General features: G+C 63.6%; 15 protein-coding genes. 4 read left to right on the top strand and 11 right to left on the bottom strand.

Annotated elements, in window-relative coordinates; genetic code table 11:
- Nucleotides 1–58: 58 nt before the first annotated feature.
- From JQ600_RS14370 to ltnD, 5 genes are all read right to left on the bottom strand, one after another.
- Nucleotides 59–2,086, bottom strand: a complete 2,028-nt coding sequence (locus tag JQ600_RS14370) for a methyl-accepting chemotaxis protein (RefSeq protein ID WP_212489980.1) — start codon at nucleotides 2,084–2,086, stop codon at nucleotides 59–61.
- A 228-nt stretch (nucleotides 2,087–2,314) separates the two neighbouring features.
- A complete protein-coding gene (locus JQ600_RS14365) occupies nucleotides 2,315–4,006 on the bottom strand; it encodes a methyl-accepting chemotaxis protein (RefSeq protein WP_212489959.1) in 1,692 nt (563 codons plus the stop codon).
- A 176-nt stretch (nucleotides 4,007–4,182) separates the two neighbouring features.
- Nucleotides 4,183–5,460: a 3-oxo-tetronate kinase gene (gene otnK / locus JQ600_RS14360; protein ID WP_212385767.1), complete on the bottom strand. Its 1,278-nt coding sequence runs from the start codon at nucleotides 5,458–5,460 to the stop codon at nucleotides 4,183–4,185.
- Entirely contained in the window at nucleotides 5,457–6,239 is a 783-nt protein-coding gene (gene otnI, locus JQ600_RS14355) for a 2-oxo-tetronate isomerase (protein ID WP_212385768.1), read from the bottom strand. Before otnI ends, otnK begins: the two co-directional genes overlap by 4 nt.
- Nucleotides 6,240–6,263: 24 nt before the next feature.
- Complete coding sequence (ltnD, locus tag JQ600_RS14350; RefSeq protein ID WP_249132926.1) at nucleotides 6,264–7,256, bottom strand: L-threonate dehydrogenase; 993 nt, start codon at nucleotides 7,254–7,256, stop codon at nucleotides 6,264–6,266.
- A gap of 36 nt (nucleotides 7,257–7,292) precedes the next feature.
- Here ltnD and JQ600_RS14345 point away from each other — a divergent pair, with 36 nt between their 5' ends.
- Nucleotides 7,293–7,958 (top strand): aldolase, encoded by a 666-nt coding sequence (locus JQ600_RS14345; protein WP_212385769.1) that lies wholly within the window; start codon nucleotides 7,293–7,295, stop codon nucleotides 7,956–7,958.
- A gap of 157 nt (nucleotides 7,959–8,115) precedes the next feature.
- Here JQ600_RS14345 and JQ600_RS14340 read toward each other — a convergent pair whose 3' ends face one another.
- The 6 genes from JQ600_RS14340 to JQ600_RS14315 form a co-directional block, all read right to left on the bottom strand.
- Nucleotides 8,116–8,820: an ABC transporter ATP-binding protein gene (locus JQ600_RS14340; RefSeq protein ID WP_211997511.1), complete on the bottom strand. Its 705-nt coding sequence runs from the start codon at nucleotides 8,818–8,820 to the stop codon at nucleotides 8,116–8,118.
- The gene (locus tag JQ600_RS14335) at nucleotides 8,804–9,538 is read right to left on the bottom strand and encodes an ABC transporter ATP-binding protein (RefSeq protein ID WP_212268373.1); all 735 of its coding nucleotides are present in this window, start codon (nucleotides 9,536–9,538) and stop codon (nucleotides 8,804–8,806) included. The genes JQ600_RS14340 and JQ600_RS14335 overlap by 17 nt, the downstream gene beginning before the upstream one ends.
- Entirely contained in the window at nucleotides 9,535–10,515 is a 981-nt protein-coding gene (locus JQ600_RS14330) for a branched-chain amino acid ABC transporter permease (protein WP_212268375.1), read from the bottom strand. The genes JQ600_RS14335 and JQ600_RS14330 overlap by 4 nt, the downstream gene beginning before the upstream one ends.
- A complete protein-coding gene (locus JQ600_RS14325; RefSeq protein WP_212268377.1) occupies nucleotides 10,515–11,393 on the bottom strand; it encodes a branched-chain amino acid ABC transporter permease in 879 nt (292 codons plus the stop codon). The genes JQ600_RS14330 and JQ600_RS14325 overlap by 1 nt, the downstream gene beginning before the upstream one ends.
- Nucleotides 11,394–11,417: 24 nt before the next feature.
- Nucleotides 11,418–12,662 (bottom strand): ABC transporter substrate-binding protein, encoded by a 1,245-nt coding sequence (locus tag JQ600_RS14320; RefSeq protein WP_212385770.1) that lies wholly within the window; start codon nucleotides 12,660–12,662, stop codon nucleotides 11,418–11,420.
- A gap of 81 nt (nucleotides 12,663–12,743) precedes the next feature.
- Entirely contained in the window at nucleotides 12,744–13,565 is an 822-nt protein-coding gene (locus JQ600_RS14315; protein WP_212385771.1) for a putative hydro-lyase, read from the bottom strand.
- A 119-nt stretch (nucleotides 13,566–13,684) separates the two neighbouring features.
- Between JQ600_RS14315 and JQ600_RS14310 the strand changes: the two genes are divergently transcribed.
- Genes JQ600_RS14310 through JQ600_RS14300 form a run of 3 tightly spaced genes read left to right on the top strand, consistent with a single transcriptional unit; the run spans nucleotide 13,685 to nucleotide 16,833 of the window.
- Complete coding sequence (locus JQ600_RS14310) at nucleotides 13,685–14,602, top strand: LysR family transcriptional regulator (RefSeq protein ID WP_212268383.1); 918 nt, start codon at nucleotides 13,685–13,687, stop codon at nucleotides 14,600–14,602.
- A 40-nt stretch (nucleotides 14,603–14,642) separates the two neighbouring features.
- Nucleotides 14,643–15,893, top strand: a complete 1,251-nt coding sequence (locus JQ600_RS14305) for a Zn-dependent hydrolase (protein ID WP_212268385.1) — start codon at nucleotides 14,643–14,645, stop codon at nucleotides 15,891–15,893.
- Between the two features lie 25 nt (nucleotides 15,894–15,918).
- Complete coding sequence (locus JQ600_RS14300; protein ID WP_212489958.1) at nucleotides 15,919–16,833, top strand: NAD(P)-dependent oxidoreductase; 915 nt, start codon at nucleotides 15,919–15,921, stop codon at nucleotides 16,831–16,833.
- The last annotated feature ends 85 nt before the right edge of the window (nucleotides 16,834–16,918 follow it).

Below are 16,918 nucleotides of genomic sequence, written 5' to 3'. Positions count from 1 at the left end.
ATGCAAAAAGCCCGGCCCCTTCGGGAGGCCGGGCTTTCGTATCGTCATCCCGTTATGGTCAGGCCGCGCGCACCGAGTCGAGGAACTTGCCGACCTCTTGCTTGAGACGGTTGCTGTCGCCCGACAATGATTGCGCGGCGGAGAGAACCTGCGTGGAGGCGGAGCCGGTCTCGGAGGCGCCGCGCTGCACGTCGGTGATGTTGGAGGACACCTGCTGGGTGCCGTGGGCGGCCTGCTGCACGTTGCGGGAGATTTCCTGCGTCGCAGCACCCTGCTCTTCGACGGCCGCGGCAATGGTCGAGGAGATCTCCGACAGCTTTTCGATGGTGCCGCTGATTTCCTTGATCGCGTTCACGGAGTCCTGGGTCGCCGCCTGGATGCCTGATATCTGCTGGCCGATCTCGCCGGTGGCCTTGGAGGTCTGCTCGGCCAGCGCCTTCACTTCCGACGCCACGACCGCGAAACCACGGCCGGCATCGCCGGCGCGCGCCGCTTCGATGGTGGCGTTGAGCGCCAAGAGATTGGTCTGCTCGGCGATGGTGTTGATCAGCTCGACGACGTCGCCGATCCGGCTCGCCGCCTTCGATAATTGGCTGACGCGGTCGTTGGTGGTGCGGGCCTGGTCGACGGCCGCAGTGGCCATCCGCGCCGATTCCTGAACCTGACGGCTGATCTCGTTGACCGAGGAGGACAACTCTTCGGTCGCTGACGCCACCGACTGCACGTTGGTGGAAGCTTCCTCGGAGGCTGCGGCCACCATCGTGGTCAGTTCCTGGGCGCGCTCGGCGTTCGACGTCAGCGTGCCGGCGGAGGCTTCCAGTTCGCTCGAGGCCGACGACACGGTCTCGACGATCTCGCCGACCGCCGTCTCGAAGTTATCGGCGAGCTTGATCATGTCGTCCTTGCGCTGCCGGGCGGCGATCTGGTCCTGCTTGATCTTCGTCTCGGCTTCGTCGCGGGCCTTCTGCTCGGCATTCTCTCTGATGATCGTGACCGTCTTGGCGAGGTCGCCGATTTCGTCGCCGCGCCTGGCGCCGGGAATCACGACGTCGAGGTTGCCGCCGGCCATCTCACCCAGCGCGCCGTTCAGGCGCATCATCGGACGGGAGATCCCAAGGAAGGAAAACACCATCGATGCAAACAGCGCGATAATCACCACGATACCCATCGCGAGGCTGACCGTGCTGGCCCGTTCGGTCTCGGCGGCGGCTTCTTCCTTCGATGTGGTGTAGTTCTTTCGCGCTATTTCGACCAGGCTATCCATCTGCGTGCCCGCCTCCTGGGCAAACTTGACGGTGCGGTTGGTGACAATGTCCGCCTTCAATTCCTCGATCTTGACCACTTCGTCATTGGCGGCCAGGAAACGTTTGACGATCGAATCCAGCGAACTGACCACCACCAGCAGATCGCGGTCATCGGCCTCGCCCCGCAACAGGTTGAAATTGGCCTTGAGCGCGGCCTGGGTCTTGGCGATCTGGGCGATCAGGCTGACATCGCCGGTGGCGCCCAGCCGCCAGACCATGGCTCGCAACGCGTTGACCTTGGCGTCGGCCATATGCAGCAGCTTTTCGATCTCGAGCTTGTTGTCGAGCTTGGCCAGCGCGGGTGACGCCAATTGGGTCTCGATCGCCTTGGTCCATTCAGCCGAAATCGCCGAGCGCTTGTCGATCACCGTGAGAAGATTGAGCTGCGTCTTCGCCAGCTCATCGACGCCAGTCGTGTAGGAATTCATCAGCGACCTGATTTTCTCCAGGCGCTGCTTGATCTCCGGTATCGCCGCAATCGCCAGCGCGTCATCCAACGCCTTGGCTTCAGTGGCTTTCAATCGATTGAGCTCAGCCGCGTTCCTTTCGACGTCCGCGGCCTTTGTCGACAGGCGGATGTTGCGCGCGGCAAGCTCGATCTGCCGTCCGTTCAAATTAGCTGTTATCGCGGCGTCGATGACCCGCTGCGAGCGATCCGCACGGCTGTTTGCCGCCTCGATCGCCCGTTCCGACATCATCTGGTTGGCCACCATGCCGCCCGCCAGCAATATGCCGACGGCGCCGGCCAGGCCCAGCTTATATCCGATGCGATTGAGCTTGATCATTGTCAGCGAACCCCAAATTTCCCCAAAACGCGCAGTCGGCGATGGCCAGCGGGAACCACCGAACAGCGCGCGCGCCGTAAAGATGGTGCTCTTGTAAACAAGACTGGTTAATTTTAGCTCAGTAGAGGCTACCGAGTAGCCCAACCGGATTTCGCTGCAAGGTTGCAGGACGAAAAAGCCCGGCCCCCTTGGGAGCCGGGCTCTTCGCCGGTGATCGGCCGGGTGTCAGGCTGCCCGGACCGAATCCAGGAACTTGCCGACTTCGAGCTTGAGGCGGTTGCTGTCGCCGGACAGCGACTGCGCCGCCGACAGCACCTGCGAGGAAGCCGAGCCGGTCTCGCTGGCGCCGCGCTGGACGTCGGTGATGTTGGCCGAGACCTGCTGGGTGCCTTGCGCCGCCTGCTGCACGTTGCGGGAGATTTCCTGTGTCGCGGCCCCCTGCTCTTCCACCGCGGCGGCGATGGTCGACGAAATCTCCGACAGCCGCTCGATGGTGCCGCTGATTTCCTGGATTGCGTTGACCGACTCCTGGGTCGCGGCCTGGATGCCTGATATCTGCAGGCCGATCTCGCCGGTGGCTTTCGCGGTCTGCTCGGCCAACGCCTTCACTTCCGACGCCACGACGGCGAAGCCGCGGCCGGCTTCGCCGGCGCGCGCCGCCTCGATGGTGGCATTGAGCGCCAGCAAATTGGTCTGGCCTGCGATGGTGTTGATCAGTTCGACGACGTCGCCGATCCGGCTCGCCGCCTTCGACAATTCGCTGACCCGGTCGTTGGTGACGCGGGCCTGGCCGACGGCGTCGGTCGCCATGCGTGCCGATTCCTGCACCTGGCGGCTGATCTCGTTGACCGACGACGACAGTTCTTCGGTCGCTGACGCCACCGACTGCACGTTGGTGGAAGCTTCCTCGGAGGCCGCCGCCACCGCGGTCGTCAGCGACTGCGAACGTTCGGCGGTCGCCGACAGCGTGCCGGCCGAGGCTTCGAGCTGCGTCGAAGCTGACGACACGGTCTGAACGATCTCGCCGATGACAGATTCGAAATTGCGGGTGATGCCGTCGACCCGGCGGCCGCGCTCGATCTTGGCTTCGGCGTCAAGGGCCGCGGCCTCGTCGGCAGCCTTCTTCGCGATCAGCGCCTGCTTGAACACCTGCAAGGCGTCTGCCATGGCGCCGATTTCGGTCTTCTCGCCCTGATGCGGAACTTCCGCGCTGAGGTCGCCCTTGCCCAGCGCCTGCATCGGGGTGACGATGGAAGCGATGCCGGTTGAGACATCGCGAACCAGATAGATGCTGACGGTAATGCCGATGATGACGGCGGCGCCGAGAATCACGGCCAGCATCATGAAGGCGGACGCGTAGCTGTCAGCCGCGCTCTGAGCCGCCCGGTCGGCACCGGCGTTGTTGAGGTCGATGTCCTTCTTCAGGACGGCGTCGGCCTCGAGTCCGATCTTGTTGACCGTCTTCGAGTTCATTTCATGCGCCTCGAGCGGAACCTTGCCGACGGCGCTGCGCGACAGCGCCATTACTTCCTCGGTACCCTTCTTGTATCGCTCCCAGAGGTCGGACCATTCCTTGTAGAGCGCACGCTCCTCCGGGGAGGCGATCATCGGCTCGTAGAGCGCGCGGATCTTGTTGTTGTTCTCGACCACGCTCGCCAGGGTTTTTTCCTGGGCCTGCTTTACTTCCAGCGTCCCGACCAGCATGTGCTCGCGGATCACGTTGCGGTAGGTGAAGACGCCGGCGCGCAGGTCGCCAAGCACGCGAACGCTCGGCATCCAGTTGGTCGTGATATCGACGGTGTCGGCGTTCATCGCCCGCATGTTGCGGACCGCCAGCAGGCCCATGCCCGTCATCGCGACCAGCAGGAAGGCAACGACAGTAATGATTTTGGCGCGGATCGAGTACTTGGCAAGCATGGGTTGGAATCTCTTGGTTTTGGACGCGCGCAAGACGCGCCGGTTGCGACGGGCGGGTTAAGTCGACGCCCTTACACGCAGCAGAATCTTATTCGTTCTCAGGTTGTGTTAATTTGGCGCACCGTAAAAATACGGTACGCGACAGAAGTCTCTGAGAAATGAATAGCGTAGGACGCTCAGCGCATCAGCTTGAGTGCGTCGGAAAAGAATTCGGCGCCGCCGAAATTGCCCGATTTCAGTGCAAGCAGCATCTCGCCGTTTTTCGCGCCCACCGCGCGCAGAACCGGCACGCCTGCAGCGATTTCTGCGCCGACGAGGAAGCCGGGAATCCCCAGGCGATCGACCACGGCGCCTGAAGTTTCACCACCGGCGACGACCAGCCGGCGCACGCCGGACTGCACCAATCCGTCCGCGATGTCGGCCATCGCCTGCTCGATGGCATGTCCGGCTGCATCGCGGCCATGCCGGGATTGCAGAGCTGCGACCTGATCCGGCGTCGAGCTGCTCGCGATCAGCAGCGGGCCCTCACCGATCCGCTCCTTTGCCCACGCCAGCGCACGCCGCGCCTCATCCGCGCCCGCAACGACGCGGTCGGGATCGAGATGCAAGACCGGCATCGCCTTTTCGGCATTGGCAATTTGCTGCAGCGTCGCCTGCGAACAACTGCCGGCCAGGCACGCGGCCGGTCCGCCGACCGGCGCATCGGCGTTCGCCTTTGTCACGTTCGATTTAGCCTTGCCGGAAGCCATCATCGCCCGCGCGAGGCCGAGCCCGATGCCGGAGGCGCCGACCGACAATCGATGATCGAGCGCGACGTTGCCGATGGTTTCCAGATCGCGGTCGAACACCGCGTCGATGATGGCGGCGCCGATGCCTTTGCCGGCGAGATCGGCAAGACGCGCGCGCACAGAAGCTTCCCCGCGCGCGAGCGTTGCAAGGTCGACCAGTCCGACTTTCGTCTGGCTCTGCCGCGCCAGCACCCGCACCAGATTGGAATCATGCATCGGGTTGAGCGGATGATCCTTCAGCGGACTTTCGTTCAGCGGCACGGCGCCAACGAACAGATTGCCCTGATAGACGGTGCGGCCGGTTTCCGGAAAGGCCGGCGTCACCAGCACGATGGCATCGCCGGAGTCGCCGCGCAGCGCATCCATCACAGGACCTATATTGCCGGCGTCGGTGGAATCGAAGGTCGAGCAGATCTTGAACAGCACGTGATCAGCGCCACGGCTGCGCAGCCATTTCTCCGCCGATCGCGAGCGCGTGACGGCCAGGCCCGCCTCGATCGAGCGGCTCTTCAGCGACACCACGACCGCGTCGACTTCCGGCAGCGCGAGATCATCAGAGGGCACGCCGATAGTCTGCACCGTGCGCAGGCCGCAGCGCGTCAGCGTGTTGGCGAGATCGGATGCGCCGGTGTAGTCGTCGGCGATGCAGCCCAAAGACAATTTCACGATTTTGCTCCGGCGTAGGGTTTGAACCAGCCGAGGCCGTCGGTGGTGTTGCCGCGCGGGTTATATTCGCAGCCGACAAAGCCGCCATAGCCGAGCCGGTCGAGCTCAGCGAACAGGAACGGATAGTTCAACTCCTCGCCGTCGGGTTCGTTGCGCGAGGGAATGCTGGCGATCTGGATATGGCCGATGATTGGCATCATCTCGCGCAGCCGCATGGTGACGTCGCCATGGATGATCTGGCAGTGATAGATGTCGAACTGCAGCTTCAGGTTCGGAATCTTCAATTCGGTGATGAGATCGCGGGCGAACAGGAAATCGTTGAGGAAGTAGCCGGGCACGTTGCGCGCATTGATCGGCTCGATCACCACGTCGAGACCATGGGGCGCGAAGAACTCGGCCGCCCACGCCACCGACTTGTAAAACTGCTCGACCGCCTTCGGTTCGCTGCGATTGGCGATGCCGGCCATCAGATGCAGCCGCTTGACGCCGGTCGCCTTCGCGTAAGGCAGCGCCGTCTCGAGGCTTCGCTTCAGATCGTCAAAGCGCTCCGGCAGCGCGGCAAAGCCTTTTTCACCGGCATCCCAATTGCCCGGCGGCAGATTGAACAGCGCCTGCGTCAGACCATTCTTTTTCAGCCGCTCGCCGACGGTCTCCGCCGGATGATCATAGGGAAACAGGAATTCGACCGCGGTGAAGCCGGCCTTCGCCGCGGCGTCGAAGCGGTCGAGGAACGGGACCTCGTTGAACATCATCGAGAGATTGGCGGCAAAGCGGGGCATGTTCTGTCCTCTTGTGTGTCGCGATTATTTGGGCTCGCCCGGCAGATGCGTGCCGGTGACGCGGGCATACATCCGCGCCACCGAGGCGTCGTCGTCGCGGCCCATGCCGGAGGCCGCCGTCATCAGGAACATCTGCAACGCGGCGGCGGCGACCGGCACCGGGAATTTCGCCGATCGAGCCATGTCCTGGATGATGCCGAGGTCTTTCACGAAAATCTCCACCGCACTGCGCGGCGCGTAGTCGCCATCGAGCACGTGCGGCATGCGGTTCTCGAACATCCAGGAATTGCCGGCGGAGGCCGTGATCACCTCATAGACTTTTTTGATGTCGAGGCCCTGCTTGGCGGCAAACGTAATCGCTTCCGAGGCCGCGGCGATGTGCACGCCGGCCAATAGCTGGTTGATCATCTTGAACGCGGCGCCCTGCCCCGCGGCATCGCCGAGCTCATAGAGTTTGGCCGCCATCGCATCGAGTGCCGGGCGCGCCTTGGCGAACGCGGCGGCGCTGCCCGAGGCCAGAATGGTGAGTTCGCCCTGCGCCGCGCGCTGCGCACCGCCGGAGATCGGCGCGTCCAGATAGAGCCGGCCGGTTTCCTCGAGCTGTTTCGCCAGCCGCCGCGCTACATCGGGATCCATGGTGGCGGAGGAGATGAACACCGCCCCCTTGGCCAGGGTTTCCGCAACGCCATTGGCGCTAAACAGGATGGCTTCGGTTTGCGCGGCGTTGACGACGACGCTGACGACGATATCGGCGGCCTTGGCCGCCTCCGCCGGGGTTTTGGCGCCGTTGCCGCCGTCGGCCACGAACCGCGCCACAGACTCCGCCGAGACGTCGCAGCCCGTCACCTCAAACCCGGCGCGGCGCAGCGAGGTGGCCATGCCAAAGCCCATCGAGCCCAGCCCGATGACGGCGGCGCGCGGTTTTGCGGATTCTGGCATTGTGGCGTTTCCTTGTGCTCTTGGAGTCTGACCCTTGCGGCTTTGCCTCTGGGTATCACGGCTTGGCCGCGCTGCCAAAGCGTGAGAAAAGGCTCGCGAAACGGGGTTTGGGCCATGGGCGAGACAAGGATTCGGGAGGAAATCTGCCGCCTCGGCCGCTCGCTGTTCGAGCGCGGGCTGACGCCGGGCTCCTCGGGCAATATCAGCGTCAGGCTCGACGATGGTGGCTGGCTGGTGACCCCGACCAACGCCTCGCTCGGCTCGCTGGATCCGGCCCGGCTGTCGCGGCTCGGAGCCGACGGCAAACTCGTCTCCGGCGACGCCCCGACCAAGGAAGTGCCGCTGCACACCGCCCTCTATCAGACCCGCAGCGCCGCGCGCGCCGTGGTGCATCTGCATTCGACCCACTCGGTGGCGCTCTCGATGCTGCCGGAGATCGATCCGCGCGCCGCATTGCCGCCGATGACGCCCTATTACCTGATGAAATGCGGCCAGACCGCATTGGTGCCGTATTTCCGGCCCGGCGATCCCGCGGTAGCGGATGCGATCAAGGGGCTGGCCGGCAAATACTCGTCCGTGCTGCTCGCCAACCACGGCCCGGTGGTATCGGGCGACACGCTGGAAGCCGCGGTGTTCGCGATCGAGGAACTGGAAGAAACCGCGAAATTGTATCTGCTGCTGCGCGGGCTGAACCCGCGGTATCTGTCACCGGAACAGGTGGCGGATTTGACCAAGGTGTTCGGGCTGGTGCTGCCGGAGCATGGGCACGAGCACGATTAGCCATTGCCGCCAGCCCCGTCATTGCGAGCGTAGCGAAGCAATCCATGGCGCCGCGTCCGGAGAGATGGATTGCTTCGTCGCTGCGCTCCCGTGCGCAAACGCTTCGCGTTTGTCGCAGGCAATGACGTGGAGAGGCCTCCCATCACCGCTAACACAACTACAATCCCAGATACGCCTTCCTTACATCCGGATTGGTCCTGATGTCAGCCGCGCTGCCCTGCATCAGCACGCGGCCGGTTTGCAGGATGTAGGCGCGGTCGGCGATTTCGAGGCACTCCGCCATCCGCTGCTCGACGATCAAGACGGTCATGCCGGTGTCGCGGATGCGTTTCACCGCCTGGAAGATTTCATCGACCAGCTTCGGCATGATGCCCTGCGAAGGCTCGTCGAGCATCAAGAGCCGCGGCCGCGTCATCAGCGCGCGGCCGATCGCCAACATCTGCTGCTCGCCGCCCGAAAGCGTTTCGGCGCGCTGATCCAGCCGCTCCGACAGCCGAGGGAACAGCTTGAACACCAGGTCCAGCGGCGCCTCGCGGTCGGCTTCGCCGCGATAGAGGTAACTGCCGAGCCGCAAATTGTCGCGCACCGAGAGCCGCGGAAACAGCCGGCGGTTTTCCGGCACATAGGCGATGCCGCGCGAGGTAATGACATGCTGCGCCAGGCCGTCGATCCGCTCGCCGTCGAAGGTGACGGTGCCGGAACGCGGACGCTCGGCGCCGGCGATCGATTTCAGCAGCGTCGACTTGCCGGCCCCGTTGGCGCCGGCGACGCAGACGACCTCGCCCTTGGCGACCTCGATCGTGACAGCCGAGATCGCGACCAGCCCCTGATAGGCGGTGGTGACTTCATGCACCGACAGCATGACGATCCCCCAAATAGGCGGTGATGACTTTCGGATCGCGAACGACGTCGGCGGGCTTGCCCTCGACCAGCACCTTGCCGAGATCGAGCACGATGGCGCGATCGACCAGCGGCATCACGATTTCCATGACGTGCTCGACCATCAGAATGGTAACGCCGGTGTCGCGCACCTTGCGTACCAGTTCGACGCCGGTCTGGGCCTCGAGCGGCGTAAGACCGGTCAGGCATTCGTCGAGCAGCAGCAGTTTTGGTTCGGTCGCCAGCGCGCGCGCCACTTCGAGGCGGCGTTTTTCCGACGGGACCAGATCGCTGGCGAGCACATTGGCGCGCGCGGCCAGGCCGCAGAACTCCAGCACTTCATGGGCCTTCTGCCGCGCTACGCGCATCACGGTGTTTCGCATCAGCGCGCCGACGATGACATTGTCGATCACGCTCATGGTCTCGAAGCTTTTCACGACCTGAAAGGTCCGGGCCACGCCGCGCACGCACCGCTCGGCTGCCGGCAGCGCGGTGACGTCTTCGCCGTCGAACCAGATCGTCCCTTGCGTCGGCGGCAGTACGCCCGCAATCAGATTGAACAGCGTCGATTTGCCGGCGCCGTTCGGCCCGATCAGTCCGACGATCTCGCCGCGCCCGACCGAGATCGAGACGTCGCTGTTGGCGACGAGCCCGCCGAAGCGTTGCCAGACGCCGCGGGTTTCCAGCAGGGGCGTGCTCATCGCGTCGCCTCCTTGCGCCTGGGCGTGAACAGCGAGACCAGGCCTTGCGGCCGCGCCAGCGAGATCGCGATGATCAGGCCGCCATAGACGATCAGATCGACACCGCGGCCGGAACCGCCGGCATAGGACCGCGTCAATTCCGTGACCGGAATCAGGATGACGGCCCCCAGCATCGGCCCCCACAGCGTGCCGATGCCTCCGAGCACCGCGGGCAGCGCCATCAGCAGCGAGATGTGAAAGCCCATGATGCTCTCGGGATCGATATAGGAGACGAACTGCGCATAGAAGCTGCCGCCGACCGCGACCAGAAACGCCGAGACCGCGGCTGCGCCCATCTTGGAATTGAACACGACGACACCAAGGCTTTCAGCGGCGTCCGGATTGTCCTTCACCGCGCGCCACCAATAGCCCCATTTGGAATCTTCCAGCCACCAGGTGACGAACCAGGCGACGCAGGCCAGCGCCAGCGCAAAGTAGAAGTACGGCAGCTTGCTGCGCGCGAACTGGAATTTGAGCCAGCTGTCGCCGCGCACGGGAATCTCGATGCCCAATGCCGCGCCCGCCCAATCCCAGTTGTGGAACAGCAAGAGCCCGATCTCGGCAATGACGATGGTGGCGATCGCGAAATAATGTCCGCGCAGGCGGAAGCAGGGATAGCCCAGCCCCATCGCAATGACAGCCGATATCAGGCCGCCGCCGAGCATGCCGAACCACGGCAGGACGCCGAACTTGGTGAACAGCAGCGTCGTGGTATAGGCGCCAATCCCGAAATAGAGCGCGTGACCGAGCGAGATCTGTCCGCAATAGCCGGAGAGGATATTCCAGCTCTGCGACAGCGCCGCCCACATCAGCGTTAGCACCATGATGTTCTGGACGTAGGAGTCCTTGACGAACAGCGGCACCACGGCAGCGATGGCGGCGAGGCAGAATGCGACGATCAGGTCGCGGCGACGGCGTTTTGCGAAATCCGTATCCATCACATCGACCCGAACAGACCGCGCGGCCGCACGAACACGACCAGGAGATAAACCGCATAGATGCCGACCGACTTCAGCGAAGGCGGCAGGATCAATGCGGTGGTGGCTTCGACCAGGCCGACGATGATGCCGCCGGCAAAGGCCCCGAACACGCTGCCGAAACCGCCCAGCGCCACCGTGACGTAGGCAATCAGCGCAAACGACGCACCGACGTCGGGATAAATATAAAAGAAGATCGACATGATGGCGCCGGCGAGACCCACCAGCGCTGCACCGAGGCCCCAGCCGAGCGCGAACACGCGGTTCTTGTCGATACCGACCAGCGCCACGGCGCCGGCATCCTCGCGGGTGGCTTCGAGCGCGCGGCCGAAATCGGTGCGGTTGATGAAGAAGTAGAGCCCGCCGAAGGCCGCCATCGCCACCGCCGCGCCGATCAGTTGCGGCTGGGGCAGGAAGATGCCGCCGATCGAGATGGTTTTGCCGCCAAGCCATGAATGGGTGACGCTGCGGTAATCCGGCGTGAAGAAGAACTGCGCCACGCCGCGCATCACGATCGCAAGCCCGAAGGTGGAGAAGATCTGCACCATGCCGGCATTGGCCTTTGCCCTGACCGCGAAGCGCACGATCAGGAGATAGACCACGGCGCCAAAGACGAACAACGCCGCAGCGACCAGCGGCGCCGCCAACAATGGATCGATCGCGAAGAACGCGAACAGGAAGAACGACGCGTACATCGCGATCATCAGGAATTCGCCATGGGCGAAATTCACGACGTCCATCAGGCCGAAGATCAGCGCGAGGCCGACCGCAATCAGCCCGTAGAGCAGCCCCATCAGGAGGCCGCTCGCCAGGCTTTGGATAATGGTCTCGGCTGTCATGTCCCCCGCCCCCGTGTCCGGCCGTTACTTCATCGGCCAGACGGCCTCGGCGACCGCGCCTTGCGGCGGGGAGATGGTGACGAACTTGCCGCCGATATATTGCAGCAGCACCGGATCGGCGTCGTTGTTCTGGCCCAGATCGTCGAACTTCACACGCTTCCACGGCATGATGGTCTGCTCGCCCGGGATTTCGGTCGCGGCCAGCGCCGCGCGGATCTTTTCACCGTCGGTCGACTTGGCGCGGTTGATGGCGTCCGCCAGCACGATCAGGCCCATGAACTCGCGCGAGGTGTTGTCGTTCAGGTCCTTGCCCGACTTCGCCTTGAACAAATCGTTGATCTTGCCGACCATCGGCCGCTTGGCGGCGAGATCGAGCGAGAAGCTGCCGCGGGTGATGACGCCCTCGAGCTTGTCGCCAACCGCGTCGTACAGCGCCTTTTCGGAAAAGCCCGCGGCCTGCGCCACGATGGCCTTCGGCTTGTAGCCGAGTTCGGCCATGGTCTTGACCAGCATGATGCCGTCGGTGGTGTAGCTCGAGGGCATCAGCACGTCGGCATTCGCCGACTTGAGCTGCTGGACCTCTGCCGACAGCGACGGCGAATTGGAACGGTACTTGATGTCGGCAACGATCTTGTATCCGCGCTCATTCGCAAGCTTGATCTGCGCGTTCGCGGAGTCGGTTCCGAAGATGGTGTCCTCGTGGAACAGGGCCAGCGTCTCGATCTTGGTGCCCTTCTTCTTCAAGGCGTCGTAGAAGTCGAACATCGCCTTGGTGAACATTTCGTCGTGGGGCGCGGCGCGGAAGAAGAATTTCAGGCCACGGGTATGCAGGCTCGGCGACGAGTTGTCAGCCGAGACAAACGGGGTCTGATAGCGCTCGCAGATCTGGCTGATGGTGACCGCCACCGAACTCTGGTAGCTGCCGATGATGGCGCAGACTTTCTCCTGCGTGATCAGGCGCTCGGCTTCGGCACGGCCCTTCTGGGGATCGCCCTGATGGTCGGCGAACACGAGGCGAATCTTGGCGCCGCCGAGGCCAGGCAATCCGGCATCCTTTGCCAGCGGCAGCTCGAAATCATGCTTGTTGTTGATGATGTCGGTGGCGGTGACATAGGCGTGCTGCGCGTCGACGCCGATCTGCGCATTGGCGCCGGACATCGGATAGGTGACGCCGATCACCACTTCGGGCGTTTGCGCGCGGGCCGCGATCGGCGCGAGAGCGGCGGCAGCGGTGGCTCCAAGCAATACATTGCGGCGCGTGATCGTCATTGCAAATCCCCTTTTGAACGGCTGACATCGATGAAGCGGTTGGCGGTTACGGTAAAGCCTCAATGATCGGCACGAGCTGCATCAAAGCACGGCAAGCGCCTTGTTCTGCAAATCGGTCACCAGCATCAATCCAGGCGCATGCGTGATCGCAAACGGCAATTTGGCCGCCGCGATCACCGATTGCGGCGTCACACCGCAGGCCCAGAACACCGGAATCTCGTCGTCCCCGACCGGCACCGCGTCGCCGTAGTCGGGCTTGTTGACATCGGCGATCCCGATCGAATGCGGATGACCGAGATGAACGGGCGCACCGTGCACCGAAGGAAAGCGCGAGGTGATCTGCACGGCGCGGATCGCATCCGCCGGTTTGAACGGCCGCATCGACACCACCATTGGACCCGCAAACGGGCCCGCCGCGCCGCAGGCGATGTTGGTGCGGTACATCGGCACGCGCACATTGCGCTCGATGTGGCGGATCGGCAGGCCGTCCGCCAGCAACGCTTCCTCGAATGAATAGGAGCATCCGATCACGAACGCCACCAGGTCGTCGCGCCAGTGCGCGGTAATGTCGGTCGGCTCTTCCACCACTTCGCCGTCGCGCCAGACGCGATAGCGCGGCAGGTCGGTGCGGATGTCGAGGTCGAGGCCGAGCGAGGGAATTCTGAAATCACCGACATCGGACATGCCGATGATCGGGCACGGTTTGGGGTTGAGCTGGCAGAACCGGTGAAACGACGCCGCGAGCTTTTCCGGCAGGATCACCAGATTGCCCTGCACGTAGCCGTTGGCGACACCGGCCGTGGTGGTGGCCATGCCGGTCCGGCAGGCGTGCCGGGCGGCGACGCTGGGCGATAAATTCGCCGTATCGAAGCCGGGTCGTTCCGTCTTTGCCAAGCTGGTCATCGTTGCAACAGCTCCAATCAGGTCGACATGTACTCCCGCATATGGCTATTATAATGTCTAATCGTCATTTTTAATCAAGATCGATAAAATTAATTTATCGATATGCGGGCAGAGGGTGCATGGTCGATTTCAAGGCAATCGAGACCTTCATGTGGGTGGTGACGCTCGGCAGCTTTCGCGGTGCTGCGCAGAAGCTCAACACCACCCAGCCCGCCATCTCGCAGCGGATCGCCCAGCTCGAACGCGAGGTGGGCGTGAGATTGTTACAGCGCGAGCGCCGCATGGTGATGCCGACACCGAGCGGCCGGCAATTGCTGGTCTATGCCGAGAAACTGATCGGGCTGCGTTCGGAAATGCTGGCTGTGGTCGGCGACCACTCGGCGATGCGCGGCGTGCTGCGGCTCGGCGTCGCCGAGACCATCGTCCACACCTTCCTGACGCAGCTGATCAAGAGCGTCAATCACACCTATCCCAACCTCTCGCTCGAGATCGAAGTCGACATCACCTCGAATTTGCGCAACCGGCTGCTGGCGCAGGAGATCGAACTGGCGTTCCTGCTCGGGCCGGTGACGGGGCCGACCATCAGCAACCGGGTGCTGTGCGATTATTCGGTTGGATTCCTTGCCAGTCCTTCGCTCGGACTAGGCAAGGAACGGCTGTCGGTGCATGACCTCGCCAAATTTCCCATCATCACCTTTCCGCGCAAGACGCCGCCTTACGAAATCGTCCGGTCGCTGTTCAACCGACCCGACCTGCCACCGATGCGCCTGCACGCCAGCGCCTCGCTCGGAACAGTCAAACACATGGCGATCGAAGGCCTCGGCATTGCGGTGATTCCAACGGCGATCGTCGAAAGCGAAATCGCGGATGGCAGGCTGCAATTGCTGTCGACCAACCTGCAGATGCCATTGTTGACGTTTTCGGCGAGCTGGCTGGCTTCTCCGGACACCATCGCGGTCGAACGGGTGGCCGAATTGGCGGCCTCGCTCGCGCAAGGTGGCGTCGTTGTTGACGCGCCGCTGCAGGCGCGTCATTGAAGCGGATCGGGTGAGCATCAATCAAGACCGGAATGGCTCAATGACCAAGATCGCATCCAACCTGCAAATCGATTCCGCCCGGCTGTGGGACACCATTCACGAAACCGCCAAATTCGGCGCAACGCCGAAAGGCGGCGTGCGGCGGCTGACGCTCGGACCTGAGGACAAGCAGGTCCGCGACTGGTTCCGGAAAGCCTGCGAAGCCGCCGGCCTCGAGTGTCACGTCGACGCGCTCGGCTCGATGTTCGGCCTGCGCAAGGGGCGCGACATGTCGAAGGCGCCGATCGGCGTCGGTTCCCACCTCGACACCCAGCCGACCGGCGGCAAGTTCGACGGTATACTCGGCACGCTCGCCGCGCTTGAAGTGGTTCGCACCCTCAACGATGCCGGTATCGAGACCGAGACGCCGATCTGCATCTGCAACTGGACCAATGAGGAAGGCTCGCGTTTTGCGCCGGCGATGATGGCGTCGGCCGCCTATGTCGGTGATTTCACCACCGACGACATTCTGTCGCGCAAGGATGCCGAGGGCGTCACGGTGGCGGAGGCGCTCGACAGCATCGGCTATCGCGGCGAGAGCCCGGTCGGCCGGCAGAAATTCTCCAGCTTCGTCGAACTGCATATCGAGCAAGGCCCGATTCTCGAAGCCGAGAACAAGACCATCGGCGTGGTCGATTCCGGCCAGGGCGTGCTGTGGTACGACGGCAAGATCACCGGGTTCGAAAGCCATGCCGGCTCGACGCCGATGCCGTTGCGGCGCGACGCACTGGCGACGCTGTCGGAAATCGTGCTGGCGATGGAAGCAACCGCCAGGAAACACGGCCCGAAGGCGGTCGGTACCATCGGCGAGGCCGTGATCGCCAATCCCTCGCGCAACGTCATTCCCGGCGAAATCGCCTTTACGATGGATTGCCGCAGCGCGGACGCCGCGATCATGGACGCGCTGGACAGGGATTTGCGCGCGGCGATCACCGAGATTGCGGTCCGGCGCAAGGTCGACGTCAAGCTCGACTTGGTCTGGCGCAAGCCGCCGACCCATTTCGATCCGAAACTCGTCGACGCCGTCGAGAACGCCGCCACCGCGCTGGGCTATTCGCATCGCCGCATCACCTCCGGCGCCGGCCACGATGCCTGCAACCTCAATACGGTAATGCCGGCGGCGATGGTGTTCGTGCCCTGCAAGGACGGCATCAGCCACAACGAACTGGAAGACGCCACGCAGGCTGACTGCACCGCCGGCGCCAACGTCCTGATGCATACCGTGCTGGCGCTTGCCGGCGTGGCGTCATAAAATAATCAAAACCGGAGGGACTGCCGTGCGCGGTGTTTTTGTCGATGCCAATGATTCGCTGGCCGTGATCTTCGAGCGGCTGGAACAACCCGGTGACCCCAAGGTCCGTATCAACAGGGATCCCGACATCACCTCGGATCAGTATCCGGCCTTGCTCGACGGCGCTGAAATCGCCGTCGTCGATCACACCGCGCTGCCGACCGAGATTGCGAAAAAGTGCACCGAGCTGAAGCACGTGGTGTTCCTCGGCACCGGCGCGCGCAGCTACATGAATCCGGAAGAGCTCGCCGAACTCGGCATCGAGGTGCACCTGATCAAGGGCTATGGCGACACGGCCGTGGCCGAATGCGCCATCGCGCTGATGTGGGAAGGCGCGCGCGGCCTCGCCAGCATGGATCGCGGGATCCGCGCCGGCAACTGGCTGCGCGATGACGCCATGCAACTGACCGGCAAGACGCTGGGGCTGATCGGCTACGGCGGCATCGCCGCCGAAGTCGCGCGGATCGCGCTCGGCAGCGGCATGCGCGTGATCGCCTGGAACCGGTCACCCAAGAAGCACCCGAAGGTCGAGTTCGTCGAACTCGATGAGCTGCTGAGCGAGAGCGACGTCATCTCGATCCACCTGCTGCTCAACGACGAGACGCGCGGGATGGTTTCGCGTGCCTGTATCGAGGCGATGAAGCTCGGCGTCATCCTCGTCAACACCGCGCGCGGCGCCATCGTCGACGAGGAAGCGATGATCGAGGCCCTGAAATCAGGCCAGATCCGCCATGCCGGCCTCGACGTCTTCAACATCGAGCCGCTGCCGGCGGATCATCCCTTGACCAAGCTGCCCAACGTCACGCTGTCGGCGCATTCTGCGTTCCGCACACCGGAGGCGAGCGAGAATCTGATCGGGGCGGCGCTGGAGCACTGCCGGCGGATCGCGAAGGGGAAATAGGATTTCTGTCGTCCCGGCCTTGAGCCGGGACCCATACGCCGCGGCGGTCGTGATCGTCGCAGGTGTGAGCCACCTTGCTTTAGCC

The sequence above is a fragment of the Bradyrhizobium sp. AUGA SZCCT0176 genome, assembly GCF_018130145.1.
In the GTDB taxonomy this organism is placed as follows: Bacteria; Pseudomonadota; Alphaproteobacteria; order Rhizobiales; family Xanthobacteraceae; genus Bradyrhizobium.
The sequence above is the reverse complement of the archived record's forward strand: the minus strand, read 5'-3'. Positions and strand labels throughout refer to the sequence as shown.

Coding starts and splice junctions, on each gene's coding strand:
- JQ600_RS14345 (WP_212385769.1), top strand. CDS start 7,293: ATGGGCGAGACAAGGATTCGGGAGGAAATCTGCCGCCTCGGCCGCTCG.
- JQ600_RS14305 (WP_212268385.1), top strand. CDS start 14,643: ATGACCAAGATCGCATCCAACCTGCAAATCGATTCCGCCCGGCTGTGG.
- JQ600_RS14320 (WP_212385770.1), bottom strand. CDS start 12,662: ATGACGATCACGCGCCGCAATGTATTGCTTGGAGCCACCGCTGCCGCC.
- JQ600_RS14310 (WP_212268383.1), top strand. CDS start 13,685: ATGGTCGATTTCAAGGCAATCGAGACCTTCATGTGGGTGGTGACGCTC.
- otnI (WP_212385768.1), bottom strand. CDS start 6,239: ATGCCCCGCTTTGCCGCCAATCTCTCGATGATGTTCAACGAGGTCCCG.
- JQ600_RS14315 (WP_212385771.1), bottom strand. CDS start 13,565: ATGACCAGCTTGGCAAAGACGGAACGACCCGGCTTCGATACGGCGAAT.
- JQ600_RS14340 (WP_211997511.1), bottom strand. CDS start 8,820: ATGCTGTCGGTGCATGAAGTCACCACCGCCTATCAGGGGCTGGTCGCG.
- JQ600_RS14335 (WP_212268373.1), bottom strand. CDS start 9,538: ATGAGCACGCCCCTGCTGGAAACCCGCGGCGTCTGGCAACGCTTCGGC.
- JQ600_RS14330 (WP_212268375.1), bottom strand. CDS start 10,515: ATGGATACGGATTTCGCAAAACGCCGTCGCCGCGACCTGATCGTCGCA.
- JQ600_RS14325 (WP_212268377.1), bottom strand. CDS start 11,393: ATGACAGCCGAGACCATTATCCAAAGCCTGGCGAGCGGCCTCCTGATG.
- JQ600_RS14365 (WP_212489959.1), bottom strand. CDS start 4,006: ATGCTTGCCAAGTACTCGATCCGCGCCAAAATCATTACTGTCGTTGCC.